The 19,952-nt window shown below is 66.6% G+C and carries 15 protein-coding genes; 6 read left to right on the top strand and 9 right to left on the bottom strand.

Features of this window, described 5'->3' with window-relative positions; all coding sequences use genetic code 11:
• Position 1: 1 nt before the first annotated feature.
• The 9 genes from DM194_RS14145 to DM194_RS14105 all read right to left on the bottom strand — a co-directional run bounded on the left by DM194_RS14145 (position 2) and on the right by DM194_RS14105 (position 10,861).
• Positions 2 to 997, bottom strand: a complete 996-nt coding sequence (locus tag DM194_RS14145; RefSeq protein ID WP_246024403.1) for an NAD-dependent epimerase/dehydratase family protein — start codon at positions 995 to 997, stop codon at positions 2 to 4.
• A gap of 2 nt (positions 998 to 999) precedes the next feature.
• Positions 1,000 to 2,448 (bottom strand): nucleotide sugar dehydrogenase, encoded by a 1,449-nt coding sequence (locus DM194_RS14140; protein ID WP_111068231.1) that lies wholly within the window; start codon positions 2,446 to 2,448, stop codon positions 1,000 to 1,002.
• A 105-nt stretch (positions 2,449 to 2,553) separates the two neighbouring features.
• Positions 2,554 to 3,789: a glycosyltransferase family 4 protein gene (locus DM194_RS14135; RefSeq protein WP_111068230.1), complete on the bottom strand. Its 1,236-nt coding sequence runs from the start codon at positions 3,787 to 3,789 to the stop codon at positions 2,554 to 2,556.
• Between the two features lie 34 nt (positions 3,790 to 3,823).
• Entirely contained in the window at positions 3,824 to 5,002 is a 1,179-nt protein-coding gene (locus DM194_RS14130; protein WP_111068229.1) for a DegT/DnrJ/EryC1/StrS family aminotransferase, read from the bottom strand.
• A 32-nt stretch (positions 5,003 to 5,034) separates the two neighbouring features.
• Positions 5,035 to 6,639, bottom strand: coding sequence for a Gfo/Idh/MocA family oxidoreductase (locus tag DM194_RS28960; RefSeq protein ID WP_111068228.1), 1,605 nt, complete (start codon positions 6,637 to 6,639; stop codon positions 5,035 to 5,037).
• Positions 6,636 to 8,000: a nucleotide sugar dehydrogenase gene (locus DM194_RS14120; protein WP_425457293.1), complete on the bottom strand. Its 1,365-nt coding sequence runs from the start codon at positions 7,998 to 8,000 to the stop codon at positions 6,636 to 6,638. The genes DM194_RS28960 and DM194_RS14120 overlap by 4 nt, the downstream gene beginning before the upstream one ends.
• A gap of 171 nt (positions 8,001 to 8,171) precedes the next feature.
• Positions 8,172 to 8,810, bottom strand: a complete 639-nt coding sequence (locus tag DM194_RS14115) for a sugar transferase (RefSeq protein WP_246024409.1) — start codon at positions 8,808 to 8,810, stop codon at positions 8,172 to 8,174.
• Positions 8,811 to 8,908: 98 nt separating this feature from the next.
• Positions 8,909 to 10,057, bottom strand: coding sequence for a DegT/DnrJ/EryC1/StrS family aminotransferase (locus DM194_RS14110; RefSeq protein WP_111068227.1), 1,149 nt, complete (start codon positions 10,055 to 10,057; stop codon positions 8,909 to 8,911).
• An 84-nt stretch (positions 10,058 to 10,141) separates the two neighbouring features.
• Positions 10,142 to 10,861 carry a nucleotidyltransferase family protein gene (locus DM194_RS14105; RefSeq protein WP_111068674.1) on the bottom strand — a complete coding sequence of 240 codons (720 nt, stop codon included), beginning with the start codon at positions 10,859 to 10,861 and terminating at the stop codon, positions 10,142 to 10,144.
• A 659-nt stretch (positions 10,862 to 11,520) separates the two neighbouring features.
• On the opposite strand from DM194_RS14105, the gene DM194_RS14100 reads away from it, so the two are divergent.
• From DM194_RS14100 to DM194_RS14075, 6 genes are all read left to right on the top strand, one after another.
• Positions 11,521 to 13,662 carry a GumC family protein gene (locus tag DM194_RS14100; RefSeq protein ID WP_162630038.1) on the top strand — a complete coding sequence of 714 codons (2,142 nt, stop codon included), beginning with the start codon at positions 11,521 to 11,523 and terminating at the stop codon, positions 13,660 to 13,662.
• Between the two features lie 67 nt (positions 13,663 to 13,729).
• Complete coding sequence (asnB, locus tag DM194_RS14095) at positions 13,730 to 15,559, top strand: asparagine synthase (glutamine-hydrolyzing) (RefSeq protein ID WP_162630037.1); 1,830 nt, start codon at positions 13,730 to 13,732, stop codon at positions 15,557 to 15,559.
• A gap of 160 nt (positions 15,560 to 15,719) precedes the next feature.
• Positions 15,720 to 17,030, top strand: a complete 1,311-nt coding sequence (locus DM194_RS14090; RefSeq protein ID WP_162630036.1) for an O-antigen ligase family protein — start codon at positions 15,720 to 15,722, stop codon at positions 17,028 to 17,030.
• 141 nt (positions 17,031 to 17,171) lie between these two features.
• Positions 17,172 to 18,290, top strand: coding sequence for a right-handed parallel beta-helix repeat-containing protein (locus DM194_RS14085; protein ID WP_111068223.1), 1,119 nt, complete (start codon positions 17,172 to 17,174; stop codon positions 18,288 to 18,290).
• Positions 18,256 to 19,053, top strand: a complete 798-nt coding sequence (locus DM194_RS14080; RefSeq protein WP_162630035.1) for a class I SAM-dependent methyltransferase — start codon at positions 18,256 to 18,258, stop codon at positions 19,051 to 19,053. Before DM194_RS14085 ends, DM194_RS14080 begins: the two co-directional genes overlap by 35 nt.
• 78 nt (positions 19,054 to 19,131) lie before the next feature.
• Positions 19,132 to 19,815 (top strand): class I SAM-dependent methyltransferase, encoded by a 684-nt coding sequence (locus DM194_RS14075; RefSeq protein ID WP_162630034.1) that lies wholly within the window; start codon positions 19,132 to 19,134, stop codon positions 19,813 to 19,815.
• The last annotated feature ends 137 nt before the right edge of the window (positions 19,816 to 19,952 follow it).

Raw genomic sequence — 19,952 nt, 5'->3', positions numbered from 1 at the left:
GCTACACCGCGCAAAGCTCGGTGTTTTCGAACACATGGTCGCGGTACCAGTCATAGGTCAACCGCACCCCGTCGGCCAGATCGACGCGGGACCGGTAGCCGGTCGCCGCGATGGCCTTGGTCATGTCGGGAGCGCGGCGGGACGGCGAACCCGGCGTTTCCGGCCCCGCCACGACCGGGTTGCCGCGGCCCACGCAATCCAGGATCACCCGCGCCAGATCGCCGATCCGCACCTCGGGCGACTGGGTGCCGATGTTGAAGGTGTCGTTGGCGCAGGCGGGCAGGGCCGCCATGCGCAGCAGTTGCTCCACCGCGTCGTCGACGTAGCAGAAGGACCGGCGGTGATCGACGCTGGCCACCACCAGCGGTTCCTCCCCGGCGGGCAGGCGGTGGGCCTTTTCCAGCAATTGCGGTATCACATGCGACATCCCCATGCGCGGACCATAGACGTTGTGGAAGCGCAAGATGGTGAAGGGCACGCCGGAGAAGCGGCACAGCGCCTCGCCGTACAGCTTCGACAGCATGTAGGAGGTCCGCGGCTCGGCCAGATCGCCGGCGGTCAATGGCGTGCTCTCCGGCGTCGGTATGGGAATGCCGAAGGAATGGAGCGTGCCGGCATAGATCTCGCTGGTGGATGCGAAGACGAAGCGGCTCAGCCGATTCTGCCGCCGGGCCAGGGCCAGGGCGGTTTCCAGCATCGCGACATTGGCCGTCAGAACCTCGTAGGGACGTGCGCGGACATGCGCGACCCCGATGATGGCGGCGAGATGGACGATGACGTCGTAATCGGCGTCCAGTTCCCCGGCAAGGCCGGGGCGGCACAAATCGGCCTCCAGCATCCGTATGTTGGGCCGGGCCAGAAGCTCCAGCAGGGCGCCGTCGCGTACGCCGCGCCCATGATTGTCGAGGATGTCCACCGCGTCGCCGCGCGCGATCAGGCTGCGGGCGAGGTGATATCCGATAAAGCCGGCCCCGCCGGTGACGAGCAGTTTCCGCATGATCATCCCCGTCCGATGCTGGTGAAGCCGCGACCCGAATCGCGCAGTTGGCGGCGCTGCCCGTCGGTCAGAACGTTGTTGGCGTCGATGATCTCCACCGCCGCTCCGTCCAGCCACGCGGCGAGGTCGAGCCGGCGATAGGTGTCGGACGGTTGGGCGAAGACGACGGCGTCGAATTTTGCGGCCTGCGGCAGATCCCCCGGCACCGGCCGGTCGAGTTCGGTCCAATGGGTGACGAGCGGATCATGCGCCGTCACCACGGCGCCCTCCCGCTCGGCGGCCTCGACGAAGGTCTGGGACGGCGCGTGGCGGGTGTCTCCCACATCCTCGCGGTAGCTGATGCCCAGCAGCAGGATGCGCCGCCCCGCGAGCGCGCCGCCGAACCGCTCGCGCAGCTTGCCCAGCGCCACCAGCGGCATGGCGCTGTTGATGCGCACGGCGTCCGACGAGAAGGGAAAGACCAGATCGGGCCGGTCGAACAGGGTGCGCGCCGCCACCGCGCCGAACAGCGGATCCTTGGTCAGGCAATAGCCGCCGACGCCGAAGCCGGGCTGACGCATGTTGGCGTGGGTAGGGCGCTTGCGAATGGCGCCGACGATCTCGTGCAGGTCGATGCCCACCGCCTCGGCGAAGCGGCCCCATTCCTCCATGAAGGCGATGGTCGTCGCCCGATAGGCGTTCTCCAGCACCTTCGCCGTCTCCGACGCGGTGGTCGATCCCAGCCGGGTCAGCGGGTAGGCATCGGTGTTGATGACGGTGCCGAGGAAGCGCTGGCAGGCGTCGGCGGCCTCCGGCGTCATTCCGGCGTAGACCCGCCAGTAATTGACGATGGAGTTGTAGTATTGCGCCCCCGGCATCACCCGCTCGTAGGAATGGGCCAGCAGGATGGCATCCTCCGGCAAGCCGCGCGCCTTCAGCGCCATGGCGAGGCGCGGGGCGATGACCCGCTCGCAGGTGCCGGGCGGAACGGTCGTCTCGACGATCACCAGCGCGCCGGGGCGCAGGCGGCTGCCGAGATCGTCCATCGCGCGCAGCAGGGGACCGAAACGGACCTCCGGCAACGGCGCCGCCCAGTCGATGTCCAGGTTGATGTCCACCAGCACGATGTCGGCCAGGCGGAACACCTCGGGATCGTCGGTGGCGCTCAGGTTTCCCGCCTCATGCGCGCGGGCCAGGGCCGCGTCCAGTTGCGGATCGCCGCCGGGAAAAGGCATCTCCCCGCGGTTGATGGCGGCCGTGCGCTGGCGTCCGGCCTCGGTCGGCAGATCGACGCCGATCACGGAATAGAGCGGCCCGCCGCCGGCCCGGCATTCTCGCGCGTTGGCGATGGCGACGGACATGGCGGAGCCGACGAAACCCAGCCCCTGCACGCAGACCACCGGGCGGCGCGTGTCCGTGCCGAGGTCCAAGGCCGTGGCGCCCGTTTCGGCGGAAATGACGTGATCATCCATCGGTTTGGTTCCTCGCTTGTCCCCTCGTTTCCCGGATCCGTCTTCCTGTCGATGAGCGCCGACGCCTTTTTCCCGGGTGGGACGACCGCCAATCAGGCCCGCCGGTCAGGCCGGACCCAGCGCGGCGATGAACCGGGATGCGATGATCGGGTAGTCATGGTGCTGTTCGACGAAACGGCGCCCGTTCTCTCCCAGCCGCAGGCGCTCGGCCTGGGGCAGTTGGATGAGCTGGCGGATGGCGTCGGCGTAGGCGGCCGGATCCTCGGGCGGGACCGTGATGCCGCACTGCGCGTCCCGCACGAGGTCGTTGCTGGCGTCGCAGCTCTGCACGATGGGCCGCGCGGCCAGCATGTAGTCGAACATCTTGTTCGGCGACACGCCGTAGCGATACAGCGGGCTGCGCCGCCACGGCATGCTGAGCGCGTCCATCTCCGTCAGGAAGCGCTGCACGGTCCATTTCGGGATCGGCCCGGCCAGATGGAAATTGTCCAGGCCCAGCTGACCGACCCTGGCGCGAAGTTCCGGCGCGGACGAGCCGTCGCCGACCAGGATGAACGAGACCGGCTCTCCGGCCAGCAATGCGGCGCCGTCCAGGATCGCCTCGACCGGGTTCGACGGGTTGATGCCGCCGGCATAGCCGACCAGGAAGCGGCCCTTTGCGCGTTCCTCCGCGATCCGGGCGGCGATGTCCGGGGGCAGGTCGTCCGGGACGGCGGCTTGCAGCGCCGCGATCGGGATGCCGTTCGGGACATGCGCGAATTTCGCCGGCTCCAGCCCGCGCCCGACCATGTAGCCGCAGGCGTCGGGCAGGATCGACACCACCCGGTCGGCGTTGCGGCAGGCGAAATCCTCGGCCGCCTGAAGCATCATGATGTAGGGGTGCCGCCGTGAATAGCCGCCGAGCAACACCGGCGTCAGCGGCCACAGATCATGCACCTCGAACACCAGCCGCGCCCGCGCCGCCCGCGCGATCCGCGCGCCGGGATAGATGTCGAGCGGGTAGGTGGAGGAGCAGATGACCACGTCCGGCCGCTCTTCCCGCGCGATGCGGCGGGCGTCGGTCAGCAGCTTTCCCACGAAGGTCAGCATGTTGACCACCCGGCCGGAACCGTTGCCCTGATAGGGGCGGGTGCGCAGCCAGCGGAACCGCACGCCGTCCTCCACCGTCACCTCATGGTCGGCGCGGATCTCCGGTTGAATCCGGCGCAGGTGGGAGAAGCTCGCCCCGAGCACCGTCACCGCATGGCCGTCCGCCGCCCATTCGCGGGCGAGATAGAAGGGCCGGTACTCCATCCCCATGCGGTCGGAACCGGCATAATGGTTGATGAGCAGGATCTTCATGCCGATAAGCCAGTTCCGGGGGCGGGATCGCCGGTCATTCGGCCGCTGCCCGGGCCGCAGCCGTCCGAGCCGCCGCCGGAACGGCGCCGAGGCTGGCGGCGACGTGCCGCAGATCGTCTTCTGTCAGATACGGATGCATGGGCAGGCTCAACACCGTGGCGGACAGCCGTTCGGTCGCCGGCAGGCCGCCGCCGGCCATGGGATAATGCCGGTACGCCGTCTGGCGGTGCAGCGGCGTGGCGTAGTAGACAGCCGACGGCACCCCCTGTTCCTTCATCCGCGCCATCGCCGCGTCGCGCGACGCCGTCCGCACCGTGTATTGCGCCCAGGCGGAGGTCGTGCCGGGCGGCAGGGACGGACGTTCCAATCCATCCGGCAGCAGCGTGGCGTAGCGCTCGGCGATCCGGGCGCGCGCTTCCAGCTCCGCCGGGAAGATGGCGAGCTTCTCCAGCAGGATTGCCGCCTGGATCGTGTCCAGCCGGCCGTTCATGCCGATGCGGACATTGTCGTATTTGTCGGCGCCCTGGCCGTGGACGCGCAGCGACCGCAGGACCGCGTTCGTCTCGTCGTCGTCGGTGAAGACCGCCCCGCCGTCGCCGTAGCAGCCCAGGGGCTTGGCCGGGAAGAAGCTGGTGGTGGTGATGTCGCCGATGGTGCCGACGGGACGGCCCCGATGCACCGCGCCGAACGCCTGCGCCGCGTCGCAGACCAGCCACAGGCCGTTCTCGCGCACCAGGGGTTCGATGGCGTCATAGTCGGCGGGCCGGCCGAACAGATCGACCGTGATGACGCCGGCCAGCGTCAATCCCTGCTCTCGCGCCGTGGCGATCGCCCGCTTCAGGCTGCCGGGGTCGAGGTTGAAGCTGTCCTCCGTCACGTCGGCGAAGATCGGCACGCCGCCCAGCGCGCACACCGCCTCCGCCGTGGCGCAGAAGGTGAAGCTGGGGACGACGACCGCCTCGCCGCTCTTCAAGCCCTTGGCCATCAGGGCCAGCAGCAGCGCGTCGGTGCCGTTGGCGCAGGTGATTGTGTGACGGGCCCCGCAGAACAGGGAGAGCCGGCCTTCCAGCTCCGCGACCTCGGGCCCCATGATGTAATGGCCATGGTCGAGGACGCGGGCGATGGCGGATTCGAGCGTCGCGCGGATGCCCTGCTGCTGCCGGGCAAGGTCGATGAAGGTGACGGGACGGCGCATGGCTGTGGAATCGGTCATGCCGTGTCCTCTCCTTTCCGGTGATCGGCCGTTCAGGCGATCCTGCTGGTTTCGACGATCTCGGCCAGTTGGCCCTGGCCGTCGAGACGGTAGCGGGTGCCGGTGCGCGGGCAGACCAGGTCGTCGCCCAGCCGTTCGCCGGCGTGGCTGACCCAGCCGATCCAACGGGCTGGGTTGCCGGCCACCAGCGCGTGCGGCGGCACGTCCCTGGTCACCACGGCCCCCGCCGCGACGAAGCAATAGGCGCCCAGGCTGTGGCCGCAGACGATGGTGGCATTGGCGCCGATGGTGGCGCCGCGTCCGACATGGGTCGGGCGGAATTCATTCTTGCGCTCGATCTCGGCGCGCGGGTTGTTCACGTTGGTGAAGACGCAGGACGGGCCGCAGAACACGCCATCCTCCAGAATGACGCCGGTGTAGAGGCTGACGTTGTTCTGGATCTTGCAGCGGTCGCCGACCGTCACGTCGGGGCCGATCATCACGTTCTGGCCGATGATGCAGTCGCGCCCGATCGCCGTGTTCTTCAGGATGTGGCTGAAGTTCCAGATCTTCGTCCCGGCGCCCACCGCCGCCCCGTCATCGATGCAGGCGGTCGGATGGGCGAAATAGGCCGGCGCTTCCGGCGCCGCCGCTTCGTCCTTCAGCATGGCCCGCATGCCGGAAATCATCGACCGCCGCGCGGCGTCGAGGACGCTCAGCACGCCGATCGCTTCGGCCACGTCGGTGCGTGGGCGCTTGTTCTCGAGGATGCATTCCAGAAAATGCAGGCATTCCAGGCGCAGCGGCTCGGCCGGGAGGATCTCGATGGGGTTCGCTTCGGCCTTGGCCGGCTCCGGCATGCCGTTGCGCCAGGCGACCTTGTGCGGGTAGTGGATCAGCTTTTCCGCCCAGGGCCGGGAATCGTCGAACACCGCCATTCCCGAATCGCCGACGACGACGAGCTTCTGGTCCTTGTAGGGGTGCAGCCACGACACGAAGACATGGGCGCTGATGCCGTTGCCGAACGTCATGTGCGTGGTGGTGACGTCGGCGATGCCGTTGTAGAGATAGCTGTGCCCCACGGCCTGGACGCTGTCCGGCCGGTCGCCGGCAAGCGCCAGGATCATCGAGATGTCATGGGGCGCGAAGCTCCAGAACACGTCCTCCTTGCGGCGGAATTTGCCGAGGTTCAGGCGGTTCGAATAGATGTGGCGCAGCCGCCCCAACTGGCCGTCTGCGACCAGCTGCTTCAGCCGCAGGAACGCCGGGTGGTATTGCAGCAGATGCCCGACCATCACGACGCGGCCGCGCGCCTCGGCCGCCCGGCGCACCTTGTCGGCGTCCTCCTCGGCCAGCGCCAGCGGCTTTTCCACGAAGACGTGCTTGCCGGCGTCGATGGCGCGCAATGCCAGGGCGGCGTGGGTCTCGGCCGGGGTCGCCAGCACCACCGCGTCGATATCGGGAGAGGCCAGGATCGCGTCGATCGGCAGGGCGGGGACGCCGAACTGGCCGGAAACCTCCGCCGCGCGGGCCGGGGCCGCCTCGCCGATCGCGGCGAGCACGCCGATGGCGTGGAAGTTGCGGACGAGGTTGATGCCCCAATAGCCGCAGCCGACCACCGCGACGCGCGGGGAGGATGTTTCCATCATCGTCGTCATGCCTTGACCATCACGTCGCGGAAATCGACAAGCCCCAGCGCGCCCACGGCGTTGCGCGTGTCGAGCACCAGCTTGGACAGGCGCAGCAGCTTGGAATAATCGATGCCGGAATGATCGGTGACGATCATCGCCGCGTCATAGCGGGTCAGCGTGTAATCCTCGAACGGCACCGAGGCCTTGCCGGCGAGATTGGCGTGCTGGCGCGTCGGCGGGATCACCGGGAAGAACGGGTCGTAATAGTCGACCTTGGCTCCGGCGGCATCCAGCAGCTCCATCACCGTCAGCGCCGGGCTTTCCCGCAGGTCGGACACGTTCTTCTTGTAGGCCAGCCCGACCACCAGGATGCGGGCGCCCGACAGGCCCTTGCGGAAGCGGCGGTCCAGCTCCTCGCGCAGGCGATGGACGACATAGGCCGGCATGTTGGCGTTCACCTCGCCCGCCAGCTCGATGAAGCGGGTGCTGATGCCCAGCTCGCGCGCCTTCCAGGTCAGGTAGAAGGGGTCGATCGGGATGCAGTGGCCGCCAAGCCCCGGACCGGGATAGAAGGGCATGAAGCCGAAGGGCTTGGTCTTCGCCGCCTCGATCACCTCCCAGATGTCGATGCCCAGCCGGTCGTAGACGATCTTCAATTCGTTCACGAGCGCGATGTTCACCGCGCGGAAGATGTTTTCGGTCAGCTTCACCGCCTCCGCCGTCTCCAGCGAGGAGACGGGCACGGTGCCGACGACGAACTGGTCGTAGAGCGCCACCGCCAGCCGCAGCGCCGCGTCGCCGTCACCCGCCACCACCTTGGGGATCCGCGCCGTCGCGAAATCGGTGTTGCCGGGATCCTCGCGCTCGGGCGAGTAGGCCAGGAAGAAATCGACGTCGGCCACGAGCCCGCCGGCCTCCAGGATCGGCTTCACCACGTCGCGCGTGGTGCCGGGATAGGTGGTGGATTCCAGAACGACCAGATGGCCGGGGCGCAGATGCGGCGCGATGCTGCGCGCGGACGCCTCGACAAAGGTCAGGTCGGGTTCGTGGTGGGGGCCGAGCGGGGTCGGCACGCAGATCAGAATGGCATCGGCCTCGGCGAAGCTTGCGTCGTCCACGGTCGCCAGGAAGCGTCCGTCAGCGATGGCCTGGCCGATGCGGGCGTCGGTGATGTGGTTCAACGGGCTGTGCCCGCCGTTCAGGCGATCGACCGTGGCCGCGTCGATGTCGTAACCGAGGATGCGGTAGCCGGCCTCGCAGGCGGTGAGCGACAGGGGCAGGCCGACATAGCCGAGCCCCACCACCGCGACCGTGGCCGTCCGGTTCAGGTACTTCTGCAGCAGCCCGTCGATGTCGGGGCTTTGCGTCGCCTCCCGCCGGCCGGACACCCGCAATTGGGGCTGACGGCGGCCGTGTGCGTCGGTCGTTGGATTGTCCAACTGGTACATCATCACCCCCGTCGATGCGCGTGCCTTTTCTCCGTCAGGAAGGCTCTCGGCCAGGAAAGGCGAAGCGCATTATTTCAAAAAGAAAACAAAAGACATGAACGCGGCGACGGGCTACTCCGGCCGCCGCTCCCGATCCGACGGCCGGGCCTGCGGGGCTCTCAACCGGTCCAGCGCCTGCTCGACGGGCAGGCCGATGCCGAGCACGGCCAGCACGCCCCGCACGACCCAGACGATGTCCTGATCGAGGCGGCGGTGCGGAAAATACTCCAGATCGGCACGGGCCTTCGCCGGGAAGAGAACCGCGCGGTAGAAGGCGTGCGGGTCGACGTTCTCCGGGTACAGCCGGCATTCGTTGCGGAAATAGACCTGGTTGGGGCCGAAAATGCCGGGGCGATGGTCCAGCACGGCGGCGAAGGGACCGTCGAAGCAATCCGCGAAGTCCAGCGTTTCCGGGCGCGGCCCGACCACGGCCATGTCGCCGCGCAGTACGTTCCAGAGCTGCGGCACCTCGTCGATCTTGGTGCGCTCCAGAAAACGGCCGACCCGCGTCATGCGGTCGTCGCCCTTCAGCGTCACCGCCCGGCCGTGGCAGCCCTGGCGGAATTTGCGGAACTTGTACAGACGGAACAAGCGTCCGTTCTGTCCCAGCCGGTCCTGGGAAAACAGGATCGGGCCGGACGAATCCAGGCGGATGGCGATCACCACCGGGATGAGTATCGGTAAGAAAACAATAAAACCGGTCAGCGCCATCGCTATGTCGAAGATTCTCCTCGGAATCGTGGTGGCGGGGGTGGACCGGGCGGGGGAGGCGAGGGCAGCCGTTCTGGCCGCAGCTTGGAAATTGCTGATCATGGCGGCATCGTCTCGCGTTGTTTGGCCAGCGCGCGGGCCAGCGCCCGCGCGACCCTGTCGACGTCGTCATCGTCCATGTCCGGGTGCAGCGGCAGGCTCAGCGCGCGCCGTGCGAACTCCTCGGTCAGCGGCAGAGTCACCTCGGGGAAGCGCTGACGGTAGAACGTGAACCGGTGGACCGGCGCGTAATGGACGCTGGTCTGGATCCCCTCGGCGCGAAGGTCGTCCATGATGCCTTGCCGGTCGACCGTCGCTGGCAGCAGAACCGGCAGGATGTGGTTTGCCGACGGGCGCGGTTGCGGAAAGGGCAGGGCGAGGTCGGGGCAGTCCGACTCCAGCACCCGGCGATAGCGCTCCGTCAGCGCCTGCCGCCGGGCGTTCCATTCCGGCAGCCTGGCGAGCTGCACCAGCCCGATGGCGGCGCGGAACTCGTCCATCCGGTAATTGTAGCCCAGCATCGTGACGTCGTAGCCGCTGGCGTGCCCCGTCAGCCGTTGCCGCGCGCCGCTGGTCATCCCATGAGCGCGCAGCATGCGGACGCGTTCCAGCATCGCATCGCCCCGCATCGCATCATCGCGGGCGACGATCATGCCGCCCTCGGCGGTCGTCATGTTCTTGTTGCCGTAGAAGCTGAAGACGGCGGCGTCGCCGATGGTGCCGACCCCTGGCAGCCCGGCGGCGTGCGCGGCGTCCTCGATCAGCGTCACGCCGCGCGCCTGGGCGAAGGCGCGCCAGCGCTCGCGGTCTGGAAGATATCCCGCGTAATGCACCAGGATCGCCGCGCGGGTGCGCCCGGTGCATTTTGCGGCGGCGTCGGACAGCGACATCAGCGGCAGGTCCAGCCGCTCAATGTCCACGAAGACCGGGGTCGCCCCGACATGCAGGACGCTGGCTGCGGTCGCGACGAAGGTCATCGACGGCACCAGAACCTCGTCTCCCGGCCCGAGGCCCAGGGCGGCGAGCACCAGATGCAGGCCGGCGGTGCAGGAGGACACCGCCACCGCATCCCGCGCGTCGTGCATGTCGGCGAACGCCCGTTCGAAAGCACGCACGCGCTCGCCCATGGTGATCCAGCCGTCCTCAATGACGGCGGCGAGCGCAGCCTTCTCCTCCTCGCCCAGGATGGGCTTGGCTACCAGCAGCATGACGTCACTCCGGGGTCCGGGATTGCGGGCCGGCGGCTTGCGCGGTCTTCACCGCGCGGCGGTCAGTCGGCGATCACGCGGCGATCATGCGACGGCGCGGGTCTCGAACGCCGACCACTGCTCGTCCCACGTCATTTCCTGGACCTTCTGGAAGTCGTCGACCCGGCCGATGTCGAGCCACAGCCCGCCATGCTGGAAGGTGGCGACGGGTTCGCGCGACGCCATCATGCAGGACATCAGGTTGTCGAACCCGAACGGCACCCCGACGGGGATGTAGGACAGCACGTCGGGCTCCATGCAGTAGACGCCCATGCTGACCAGATGCGACAGGGACGGCTTTTCCTGGAACCGGGTGACGAAATTGCCGGCTTCCTCGATGATGCCGAAATCGGTCTGAATGGTCCGGCTCGATGTGGCTATGGTCAGCATCGCGCCCTTTCGCCGGTGGTGGTCGGAAAAAGCGTCAAGGTTGAGGTCGGTCAGCACGTCGCCGTTGATGACCAGGAAGGTTTCGTCCAACTGCTCCTTCAGGAGTTGCAGCGCCCCTACCGTTCCAAGCGGTTCCATCTCTTCGGTGTAATGGATATTCATGCCCCACTGGCGGCCATCGCCGCACACGGTGCGGATCAGGTGGCCGAGATACCCCGTGGTGATGTAGACGTCCTTGACGCCGTTGCGGCGAAGCCACTTCAACAGCAGCTCCAGGACGGGTTTCGATCCGACAGGCATGAGTGGCTTGGGTAGGACCATCGTGTAGGGGCGGAGCCGCATGCCCTTTCCCCCACATTGAATCACTCCCTTCATACATTCCTCCATCGGCACCCTTATTTTCGGCCCCTGGTGCGGCCTGGCGCCATGAAATGTTGTTTTCCCTCAGATTCTCGGAAGGCGCCTTCACCCCTGGGAGCGCCGGCAGGCGGACATTCCCGTTTGGCTTGTCAATGTTATGTTATGCTTTCGATTTCTGTAAACATAAGGATGCGCGGAGGCCGTGGAAAATAAGGATGTCCGCCATGCCGGAAAGAAAGAGTTAGAGCGATTTCGGCATGGAAGCCACCCCCACGGTGGGTTCGACTCCGACCGACCGGGCGTATCGGGATAAAGCCTCTTTTTATGTTTGCAGGGGTTCTTATGGGAGTTTATGTTTGCCCATACCTAAGAAAAAGGGCTTCCGGATCCAGCTTCCCGAGCCGGCACCCGTCCCATCCAGGTGAGCCTGGGCCCGTTGAATTCGGGTTCGCCGACTTCGGGAGCGATAAGAAAACAAATCGGCACGCGGTGCGTGGATTGGTCCTGCCGGCCGGCGCTGCGCCCCCTTCAGGCAAGGTGAAATGGGGAAGGTCATGAATCAATACGAGATCGTGCACTCCGAAGTTCGCGATCCGGCACCGTATATCCGGCAAGAGGGAGGGGGCGCCGCCAGGGAGATCGATACCATCGGCGCGTTGAAGCGGCGCCGTTTCATGATCCTGCTTCTTATCGGCACGGCGATGACCGCCACCTTCCTCGTCGCCCGGCTGATGACGCCGCTCTACGAGGCCGAAGCCGACATCATGTTCAATCCGCGCGAGCTGAGCTGGATGGGCGACACGACCCAGCCGGGGGCGTTGCCGCCGTCGGAGGAATCCGCGCGCAAGAATGAAATCGCCATCGTGCAGTCGCGTGTCCTGGCCGAAGCCGTGGTGGATCGTCTGGAGCTTCAGCGGATCGCCGAATTCAACCCGTCCCTGCGGCCCAGCCTGTCCGAACGGCTGCGCGCTCTGGTGGCCGGTTGGGCCGGTCCCGCTTTGTCGCTGTTGCCGATCGAAGCGGCCGCCTCCGAAATGCCGGGGGGCGGGGCGCCGCATCGGAACACCCGCGACGAGGTCGTCAACAGCTTCCAGCGCCGGCTGGATGCAACGTCGAGCGACGCATCGCGCGTCATCAGCATCCGCTTCCGGTCCGAGGATGCGGAACGCGCCACATTGGTCGCCAACGCCGTCGCCGATCATTTCATCGCCCAGAAACGTGACCAGGAGGTCAGCGCGGCCGAGGCGCTGGGCCGGAGCCTGACGCAGGAGATCGCCGACCTGAACCGGGACATTCGCGACGCGGAACGCCGGCTCGAGGAAACGCGGATCGCGCTGGGACTGCACTCCGATTCCAACATCAAGGCGCTGGCCGACCGCATGACCGAACTCAACCGGCAGCTGATCGCCGTGACCGGCGAGCGGCTGCGCGCCGAGGCGCAGTTCGCCGAAGCGCAATCGGTGCGCAGCAACGGGTCGGAATCCGCGGCGCAGGTGCTGGATTCGCCGCTGATCCAGCGGTTGCAGGAGGCGGCGACCGCCGCAAGCTCGCAGGTCGGGCAGCTTTCGCTCCGCTACAGCAACAACCACCCGGCACTGATCGCCGCGCGCGCCGAACTGCGCGACCTGCGTTCCCGCATCGGTGAAGAGGTGCAGAAAATCCAGAATTCGCGCTTGAACGCCGTCGCCATCGCCAAGACGAACGAGGAAGGCCTGCGTCAGCAGGTCAATCTTCTGAACGAGCAGATGGCCAAAGCGAACGCGTCGGAGGTCGACGTCCGCGTCATGGAGCGCGAGGTGGAGGCCAAGCGGACCCTGCTGCCGCAACTCGCGGCGCGTCTGAACAACGCCAACGCGCAGATCGATTATCTGAAGCTGCACGGACCGGACATGCAGGTGATCTCGCGCGCCGTCGTGCCGCCGTTCGCCACCTTCCCGCCGACCCTCGCCATGCTGGCGACCGCCTTCGTGCTGTCGGCGGGCGGCGGCGGCGTCCTGGCCCTACTGCTGGAACGTGCCGACAACACCGTCCAGAGCCTGTCGCAGATCCGCCGCATGACCCCGGTGCGCGTCGTCGGCGCCCTGCCGATCGCCGACCGCCGCCGCCGCTGGCGCCGCCGGCCGCCGGCCGAGCATGTGTTGGATGAAACCGACAGCATGTTCATAGAGCAACTGCGGTCCCTGGCGCTGCGCACCGGGTTGGGCGATCCGACGACGAAGGTTCTGCTGTTCACCTCTTCGGTGTCGGAGGAGGGCAAGAGCAGCGCAGCCTCCTCGATGGCGCGCATGCTGGCGCTGTCGGGGCGCAGGACGGTGCTGATCGACGCCGACCTGCGGGCGCCCACCGTGCACCGGATCTTCGGGATGAACCGTGGTCCGGGACTGACGGAATACGTCACGGGCGGGCACAGCCTGAGCGAGGTTATCCGCACCGACACCGCGTCGGGCGCCGAGATCATCACGGCCGGCCGGAATGTCGCTTCGCCCTCCGACGTTCTCCAGTCGCCGCGCCTGCAGGAGTTGGTCAGCGATCTGGCGGTGATGTTCGACGCGGTCATCATCGACTCGCCGCCGGTGCTCGCCGCCTGCGACGCGCATATTCTCGCGCGGCTCGCCGACCGGACGCTGATGATCGTGCGCTGGCGCTCCACCCGAATCTCGACCTTCGTCAGCGCGATGCAGCGCCTGTCGGACGACCGCATCCCGGTGGACGGCATCGTCCTGTCGCAGGTGGACGGACGCAAGTACCGGCTCCACGACTATGGGGATTCCGCCATGTTCTCGGCCGGCTTCCGCAAATACTACACGAGGACGTGAGCCCGGCCACTGCTCTCACAGCGGGCAATCTCAACGCGGGCCATCTCACAGCGGAGAGTCGCGCATCATGTGCGGGATCGCAGGAATCGTCGGGTTCACCGGAAAGATCGACATCGGCAGCCGCATCAAGGAGATGACGGACGCCGTCCACCACCGTGGCCCCGACGGCGAGGGGTTCTACCGCAACGGCCGGGTGGCGTTCGGCCACCGCCGGTTGGCCGTCGTCGACCTGTCGCCGGGCGGCCACCAGCCGATGACCTCCGCCGATGGCCGCCACGTCGTCACCTACAACGGCGAGATCTACAATTTCGTCGAGCTGCGCCGGGAGTTGGAGGCGCTGGGCCACCGGTTCCGCAGCCATTCCGATACCGAGGTGCTGCTGGCGGCCTATGCGGCCTGGGGGCCCGACTGCCTGACGCGCATGAACGGCATGTGGTCCTTCGCCCTGCACGACACCGACCGGGATCTGATCTTCGCCGCCCGCGACCGTTTCGGCGAAAAGCCGTTCCACTATGTGCGGACCGACGACTGCTTCGCATTCGGGTCGGAGATCCGGCAACTGCTGCCGCTGCTCGGGACGGTCGCCGCGAATCCGGCGGTCGTGTCGGAGTATCTGCTGGCCGGCGTGCCGCTGCAGTCGGCCGAAACCTTCTTCAGCGGCGTCCTCAACCTCGCCGCCGGGCATTACCTGATCCACGACCTGAAATCCGACCGCTGCACGATCCACCGCTATTACGATCTGGCCGGCCGGCTGAGCGGGGTGGGGGAGCGCGACGGGCCGGAGGCGGTGGACGAGTTCCGCCGGGTCTTCGAGGATTCGATCCGCCTGCGGCTGCGTTCCGACGTGCGGGTGGGGACATGCCTCAGCGGCGGGCTGGACAGCTCCAGCGTGTCGCTGCTGGCCGCGCGGCTGAACGGCGCCGGGAGCGGCGCGCCCTTCAGCGCCATCACCGCGATCAGCGAGGATCCCGCCAACAGCGAGGAGGCCTATGCCGAGGAGGTCGTCCGCGCCGGCGGGTTGAACTGGGTCAGGACGCGGCCGGACTACGAGGATTTCCGCGACACCCTGCCGGCCGTGATCCGCCAGCAGGAGGAGCCCTTCACCTCGCCGTCGGTATGCATGCAGTCCTTCGTCATGCGGGCCGCGCGCGAGAACGGCATCGTCGTGCTGCTGGACGGGCAGGGGGCCGACGAGATCCTGCTGGGCTATGACCGCTATTATTGCGCCTACGGGCTGGCGGTGTGGCGCCAGCAGGGCGCGCGCGAGGCCCTGCGCTGGCAGCGCCAGATGGTGCGCAACAACGTCAACATGACCAGCCTGCGCTTCGCGGCGCTGGCCGTGCGGGATCTGTCGCCGGCGCTGCGCTATCTGCACTATCTCGGGCGTTCGCGGCATCTCAGCCCGCGCCCGCCGATGCCGGACTGGGTGCGGCAGTACGCGCGGGCCTGTCTGGATCTGCGCAGCCTGCAAACGCTGGAGGTCGAGAACACCGGCCTGCCGCCGCTGTTGCGCTTCGAGGACAAGAACGCCATGGCGCATTCCATCGAGACGCGCCTGCCCTTCCTCGACCACCGTCTGGTCGAGCACAGCATCGCGCTGGCGTCGGCCCTGAAGATGCGCGACGGCTGGTCGAAATGGGTGGTGCGGCGGTCGATGATGGACGTGCTGCCGGAAAACATCGCATGGCGACGCAACAAGATCGGTTTCGCCGCACCGGACGCGATGTGGCTGTCGCGCCATGCCGGCGTTATGGAGAGGATGGTCGAGGCTTCGCCGCTGGTCGGCCGTTTCTGCGACCGGAACCGCGTCCGCGAGGGCTATCGCCGTCTGGACCGCGCCGGCCAATGGCGCCTCTACTGCCTGGCCCTGTGGGAGGAGCAGTTCGGGGTGTCATGAGACCTGCCCGGAACATGCGGCACCGTCGATAAGGCGCCGCTCCGGCATCTCTCCTTTTTCAGTTTCTTTCGTGCCTTTCGCATCGTGGCTGAGGCTGTCATTCGGGGACCGGCGGTCCGGGGATCGGCTGTCAGGGGATCGGGGGAGGGAAAGGCGGCGCATGGAAACGACGTTGCACGCGGGTCTACGGCCGGCAGGCCGGGCGGACCAGGTTCACCTGCTGTTCCGCGATCTTCTGTCCATCGAGGCGTGCCTCGTCCTGTTCATCTTCTCCGGACGCTTCAAGTCGTTGCCGGAACTGCAATCCTTCCCCGTCGACGCAACCCTGCTCTTCTTCGCCCTGACCTTCGCCCTGATCGTCGTCCGCCGCATCACCGGCCATTTGAAGCCGCTGCCGATGGACGCGCCCGATCTGCTGATGCTGGGTTTCTGCGCCCTGGGCATCGTCAGCGTGTTCTGGTCCAGCCTCGAACCCAAGAACATCGACAAGACGTGGCGCTTCGCCCTGGTCGGCATGACCGGCTATTTCTTGGTCAGCATCCTGGCGCAGGATCCCGAGCGCCGGGCGCGCATGTTGCGGCTGATCATCGGATTCAGCGGCCTGCTGCTGCTGTATTACTCCTATCACCGCTGGATCGTCGGCGTGGATATCCGGGAGCTTCAATTCACCGGCCGAATCCAGGGGAACAACTACATCGAATACGCCACTCACGCCAGTTATCTGTTCTTCGCCTGCCTGCCGCTTGCCATTTATGGGCCGGCCCGGCTGTTGCTCCCGGCGATCGGCGGCGCGGTCGCGGCCCTGTTCGCGCTGACGCTGATCGGCGCGCGTGGTCCTCTCGTCTTTTCGGTGCTCAGCATCCCGGTGGCGGCCTTCGCGCTTCTTTTGCGCCCCAGCTGGCTGGGGGCCGGCACAAGGCGGCTTCTGTTGTTCATGGTGGTGCTGGTCGGCACCGCTTGGGCCGGCTACATCGGTCTCATCGCCGTCAAGGGCTTCAGCGGCGCGACGGAGCAGCTCTACACGCTCGAACGTCTGTCGCTCCAACTCTCCCACGAGAGCACCAACTCCCTCGACGTCCGCTCCGAAGGGCGGGAGCTTGCCTTTCGGCGCTGGCTGGAAAAGCCGCTGCTGGGCTGGGGCATGGGTGAGTTCCGCCTCCAGCACAGTTCGGACTTCCCGCACAACCTGGCGCTGGAAATCCTGATGGAAATGGGGCTGGCCGGGGCGGTGCTTTTCTTTCCCGTGCTGGCCATGGCCGTGCTGGCCTGCTACCGCGTCGCCCGGAGCCGGGAGGCCGACTGGGTGGCCGCCGCCATCGCCCTGATGTTCTTCATGGAGTTCCTTTCGCACACCACCGTGCAGGGCTATCTCGCAGAAAGCCGGATCTATTTCGCCATGCTGGCGCTGGTGATCGGGTGGCAGCGCACGAACCCACGCTGGATCGGTCCCGACCGGGTGCCGTCATCCTGACCCATCGCTCCAGGCGGGATCCGCGTGCATATTCTTCTTTTGCACCGCTTCAGCGCCCTGGAGTCTCGCGATACAGTAAGAAAACAAATTTGACGGTCTTTTGTCCCGGAGGGCGGGGCCGCGGAACAACGGAACGACGCCATGATGGCCGATCTGGTCGCCGACCTGTACGTCTCCCTCAACGGTTCCGATCTGAATTCCGGCACGCAGGGTTCGCCGTTCCGCAGCATCGCCCGCGCCTCCGAGGCCGCCCGGCCCGGCACCACGGTGCATGTGGCGCCGGGGGTCTACATCGGCGGCTTCCAGACCAAGGCGAACGGCACGGCCGAAGCGCCGATCCATTATCGGTCGGTCGAGAAATGGGGCGCCAGGATCATCCCGGAGGCCGGCAATGCCAAAATCGAAGCCTGGGACAACCGGGGCGATTACGTCATCATCGACGGTTTCGAGATCGACGGCCGCGTGACCAAGGGTCGGATGCGTTGGCTTTCGGGCATCTACACGACCGGCACCGGCTCGGTGGTCCGGAACAACAAGGTCCACGACATCGTGCGCGATTCCGTGGCGTTCAGAGCCGCCCGCCGCGGCAATGTGGGCGGCGGCGGCATTCTGGGCGACGGCTATTTCGGCAACACCGACATCAGCGTGACCGGCAACGTCGTCTACAACATCGGCCCGCCCAACCGCACCAACAGTCTGGTCCATGGCATCTATATGTCGACGTCCGGTCAGGTGCAGAACAACATGGTGTATCAGGTGTCGGGCGACGCCATCACCACATGGCACGACGCCCGCCACGTCAGGATCTTCAACAACACGGTATTCGCCAGCCGCACCGGCATCATGATCGGCGGCGGCGATTATTACCATACGAGCGGTCCGAACGACCACTCGCAGGTTTCCAACAACATCGTCTACGACAACGACGCCGGCATTCTGGAACATGGCGACACCGGCCTGAACAACATCTACAGCAACAACCTGGTCTACCGGAACCGGATGAACCTGCGCCTGCGCAACGGGCTGGAGCCGACCGGCACGGTGAGCGCCGATCCCAAATTCGCGCGGTACGACCCATCGGGATCCGGCGACTACCGGTTGACGGCCGACTCCCCGGCGGTGAATGCCGGCCAAAGACCCGATGCCCCGACGACCGATCTCGACGGCGTGGCACGGCCGCAATGCGGAGAGATCGACATCGGCGCCCACGAATGGATGCCGTCCGGTGCCCAGAACTGCCCCAACGGCGGGCAGCGATGACTGCCGATCACCGCGCCACCCCCTTGGAGGAACCATGATGTCGGACACGACGCTTTCCAAAAACCTGAGCTTTCCGGGGAGCCAGATCCTCCTGCAGCTCGGGCGCCGGCTGAACCGGTGGGGGTCGCCGAACGCCGGCGAGGAACGTTTCGCGTGGGATCACCTGTCGTCCTGCCGCAACGTTCTCGACGTGGCTTGCGGCATCGGCGATTTCATAAGCTTGCAGCCGCAGCGGACCATCGGCATCGACCTCAACCCCAGCAACGTCGAGTATTGCCGGGGGCGCGGTTTGGACGCGCGTGTCGGCGACGCTCTCGATCTGCCCTTCGAGGCGAACTCCTTTGACGGCGTTCATTCGGCTCAGGTCATGTTCGCCCTCGATCCGGGCAGGGCCGCCCGGTATCTGTCGGAATTGTTGCGGGTCACCCGCCACGGCGGAACGATCGTCATCTCCAACCTGTGCGATCCGCGCGACGTTTTCCAATATCCCGAAGTGTCGCGGCCCTACCCGCCGGAAGCCCTGTTCCGCATGATCCACGCCGCGTCCAGTCCCAACGCCGAGGTGGGAAGCAGGGTCACCGGCGCCAGCCTGAAAGCCATCCGCTTCCGCCGCCCCCCGCTGTTCAACGTCCGGCTGGCCGGTTCGGAACGGGCGTGGCATCTGTCCACGGTGCTGAACGCGCTGCAATATGGCTGTGGGCTGCGCAAGTTCTGGACCTTGCAGGGCTATACCGCCGTCCTCACCAAGCACTCAGAAATCTGAAAGACGGGCATGATGACCGACATCCGTCCGCTCATCGAGGATTGCTGCGGTTGGAACCGGCGGATTTGGGCCGACGCGGTGGCCTTCGCCGTCACCGCCCTGCCGACGACGCTGGAGGGCAAGAGGGTTCTGGAAATCGGGGCGGGGAAGCATTCCTCCATCGCGCCGGCATTCGCGGCCAAGGGGGCGACGGTGTTCTGCTCCTACTATGGGCAGCCCCGTCACGAGGTCGAGAATGGCCAACTCCGGCTCGTTTCCGAAAAATACGGACTGACGGGCATCGCGCTGCTGGAAATGGACATGCACCGCCTGAGCGGGCAATACGACGTGATCGTCCTGAAGTCGGTCCTCGGCGGGGTCTGCCGGGGCGACGATTACAAGAGGATGCGCAGCGTGATCGACGGTCTGATGGATCATCTCACGGATGAGGGGGTCATCCTGACGATCGACAACGGTTACGTCGGTCCGTTCATCCGGTTTTTCCGGCTGGCCGGCGCCGGAAAGAACCGCTGGACCTATTTCAAGCAGGACGAACTGCGGGCCGTCCTTGCCGATTACCACATCGAATCGCAAGGGTTCGGGTTCCTGAATTTTGGCGCGGCCCGCTTCCTGTTCCGCCGAGACCTGGAAATTCTGGAAACCGTGAACGACGCGATCCACACCGTCGATACCGCATTGCTTCGTCTGTTCAACCCTCGCCAGCGGGCCGTCCTGTCCACGGTGATCCGCAAGAAGTCGGTCGGCGCTCACGCACAAGCGTAACCGGCACAGTCGCTCCGCATAGCCTGGAGTTGAAGGGGCAAGCCATTCCTTTCGCATCGTGACACGAGTCGTCGCGAGTCAGTCAGAAGAAATGGATCCCAATTCTCAAAGACCACCTGTGAGTAAGTTCAAAACCA

It is taken from the genome of Azospirillum ramasamyi, from assembly GCF_003233655.1.
GTDB lineage: Bacteria > Pseudomonadota > Alphaproteobacteria > Azospirillales > Azospirillaceae > Azospirillum > Azospirillum ramasamyi.
This window is presented reverse-complemented; position numbering and strand designations above follow the sequence as displayed.

What these genes read in the sequence shown, in the direction of transcription:
- DM194_RS14145 (WP_246024403.1), bottom strand. Translation starts at nt 997, where the DNA reads ATGCGGAAACTGCTCGTCACCGGCGGGGCCGGCTTTATCGGATATCAC.
- DM194_RS14140 (WP_111068231.1), bottom strand. Translation starts at nt 2,448, where the DNA reads ATGGATGATCACGTCATTTCCGCCGAAACGGGCGCCACGGCCTTGGAC.
- DM194_RS14135 (WP_111068230.1), bottom strand. Translation starts at nt 3,789, where the DNA reads ATGAAGATCCTGCTCATCAACCATTATGCCGGTTCCGACCGCATGGGG.
- DM194_RS14130 (WP_111068229.1), bottom strand. Translation starts at nt 5,002, where the DNA reads ATGACCGATTCCACAGCCATGCGCCGTCCCGTCACCTTCATCGACCTT.
- DM194_RS28960 (WP_111068228.1), bottom strand. Translation starts at nt 6,639, where the DNA reads ATGACGACGATGATGGAAACATCCTCCCCGCGCGTCGCGGTGGTCGGC.
- DM194_RS14115 (WP_246024409.1), bottom strand. Translation starts at nt 8,810, where the DNA reads ATGGCGCTGACCGGTTTTATTGTTTTCTTACCGATACTCATCCCGGTG.
- DM194_RS14110 (WP_111068227.1), bottom strand. Translation starts at nt 10,057, where the DNA reads ATGCTGCTGGTAGCCAAGCCCATCCTGGGCGAGGAGGAGAAGGCTGCG.
- DM194_RS14105 (WP_111068674.1), bottom strand. Translation starts at nt 10,861, where the DNA reads ATGAAGGGAGTGATTCAATGTGGGGGAAAGGGCATGCGGCTCCGCCCC.
- DM194_RS14100 (WP_162630038.1), top strand. Translation starts at nt 11,521, where the DNA reads ATGATCCTGCTTCTTATCGGCACGGCGATGACCGCCACCTTCCTCGTC.
- asnB (WP_162630037.1), top strand. Translation starts at nt 13,730, where the DNA reads ATGTGCGGGATCGCAGGAATCGTCGGGTTCACCGGAAAGATCGACATC.
- DM194_RS14090 (WP_162630036.1), top strand. Translation starts at nt 15,720, where the DNA reads ATGGAAACGACGTTGCACGCGGGTCTACGGCCGGCAGGCCGGGCGGAC.
- DM194_RS14085 (WP_111068223.1), top strand. Translation starts at nt 17,172, where the DNA reads ATGATGGCCGATCTGGTCGCCGACCTGTACGTCTCCCTCAACGGTTCC.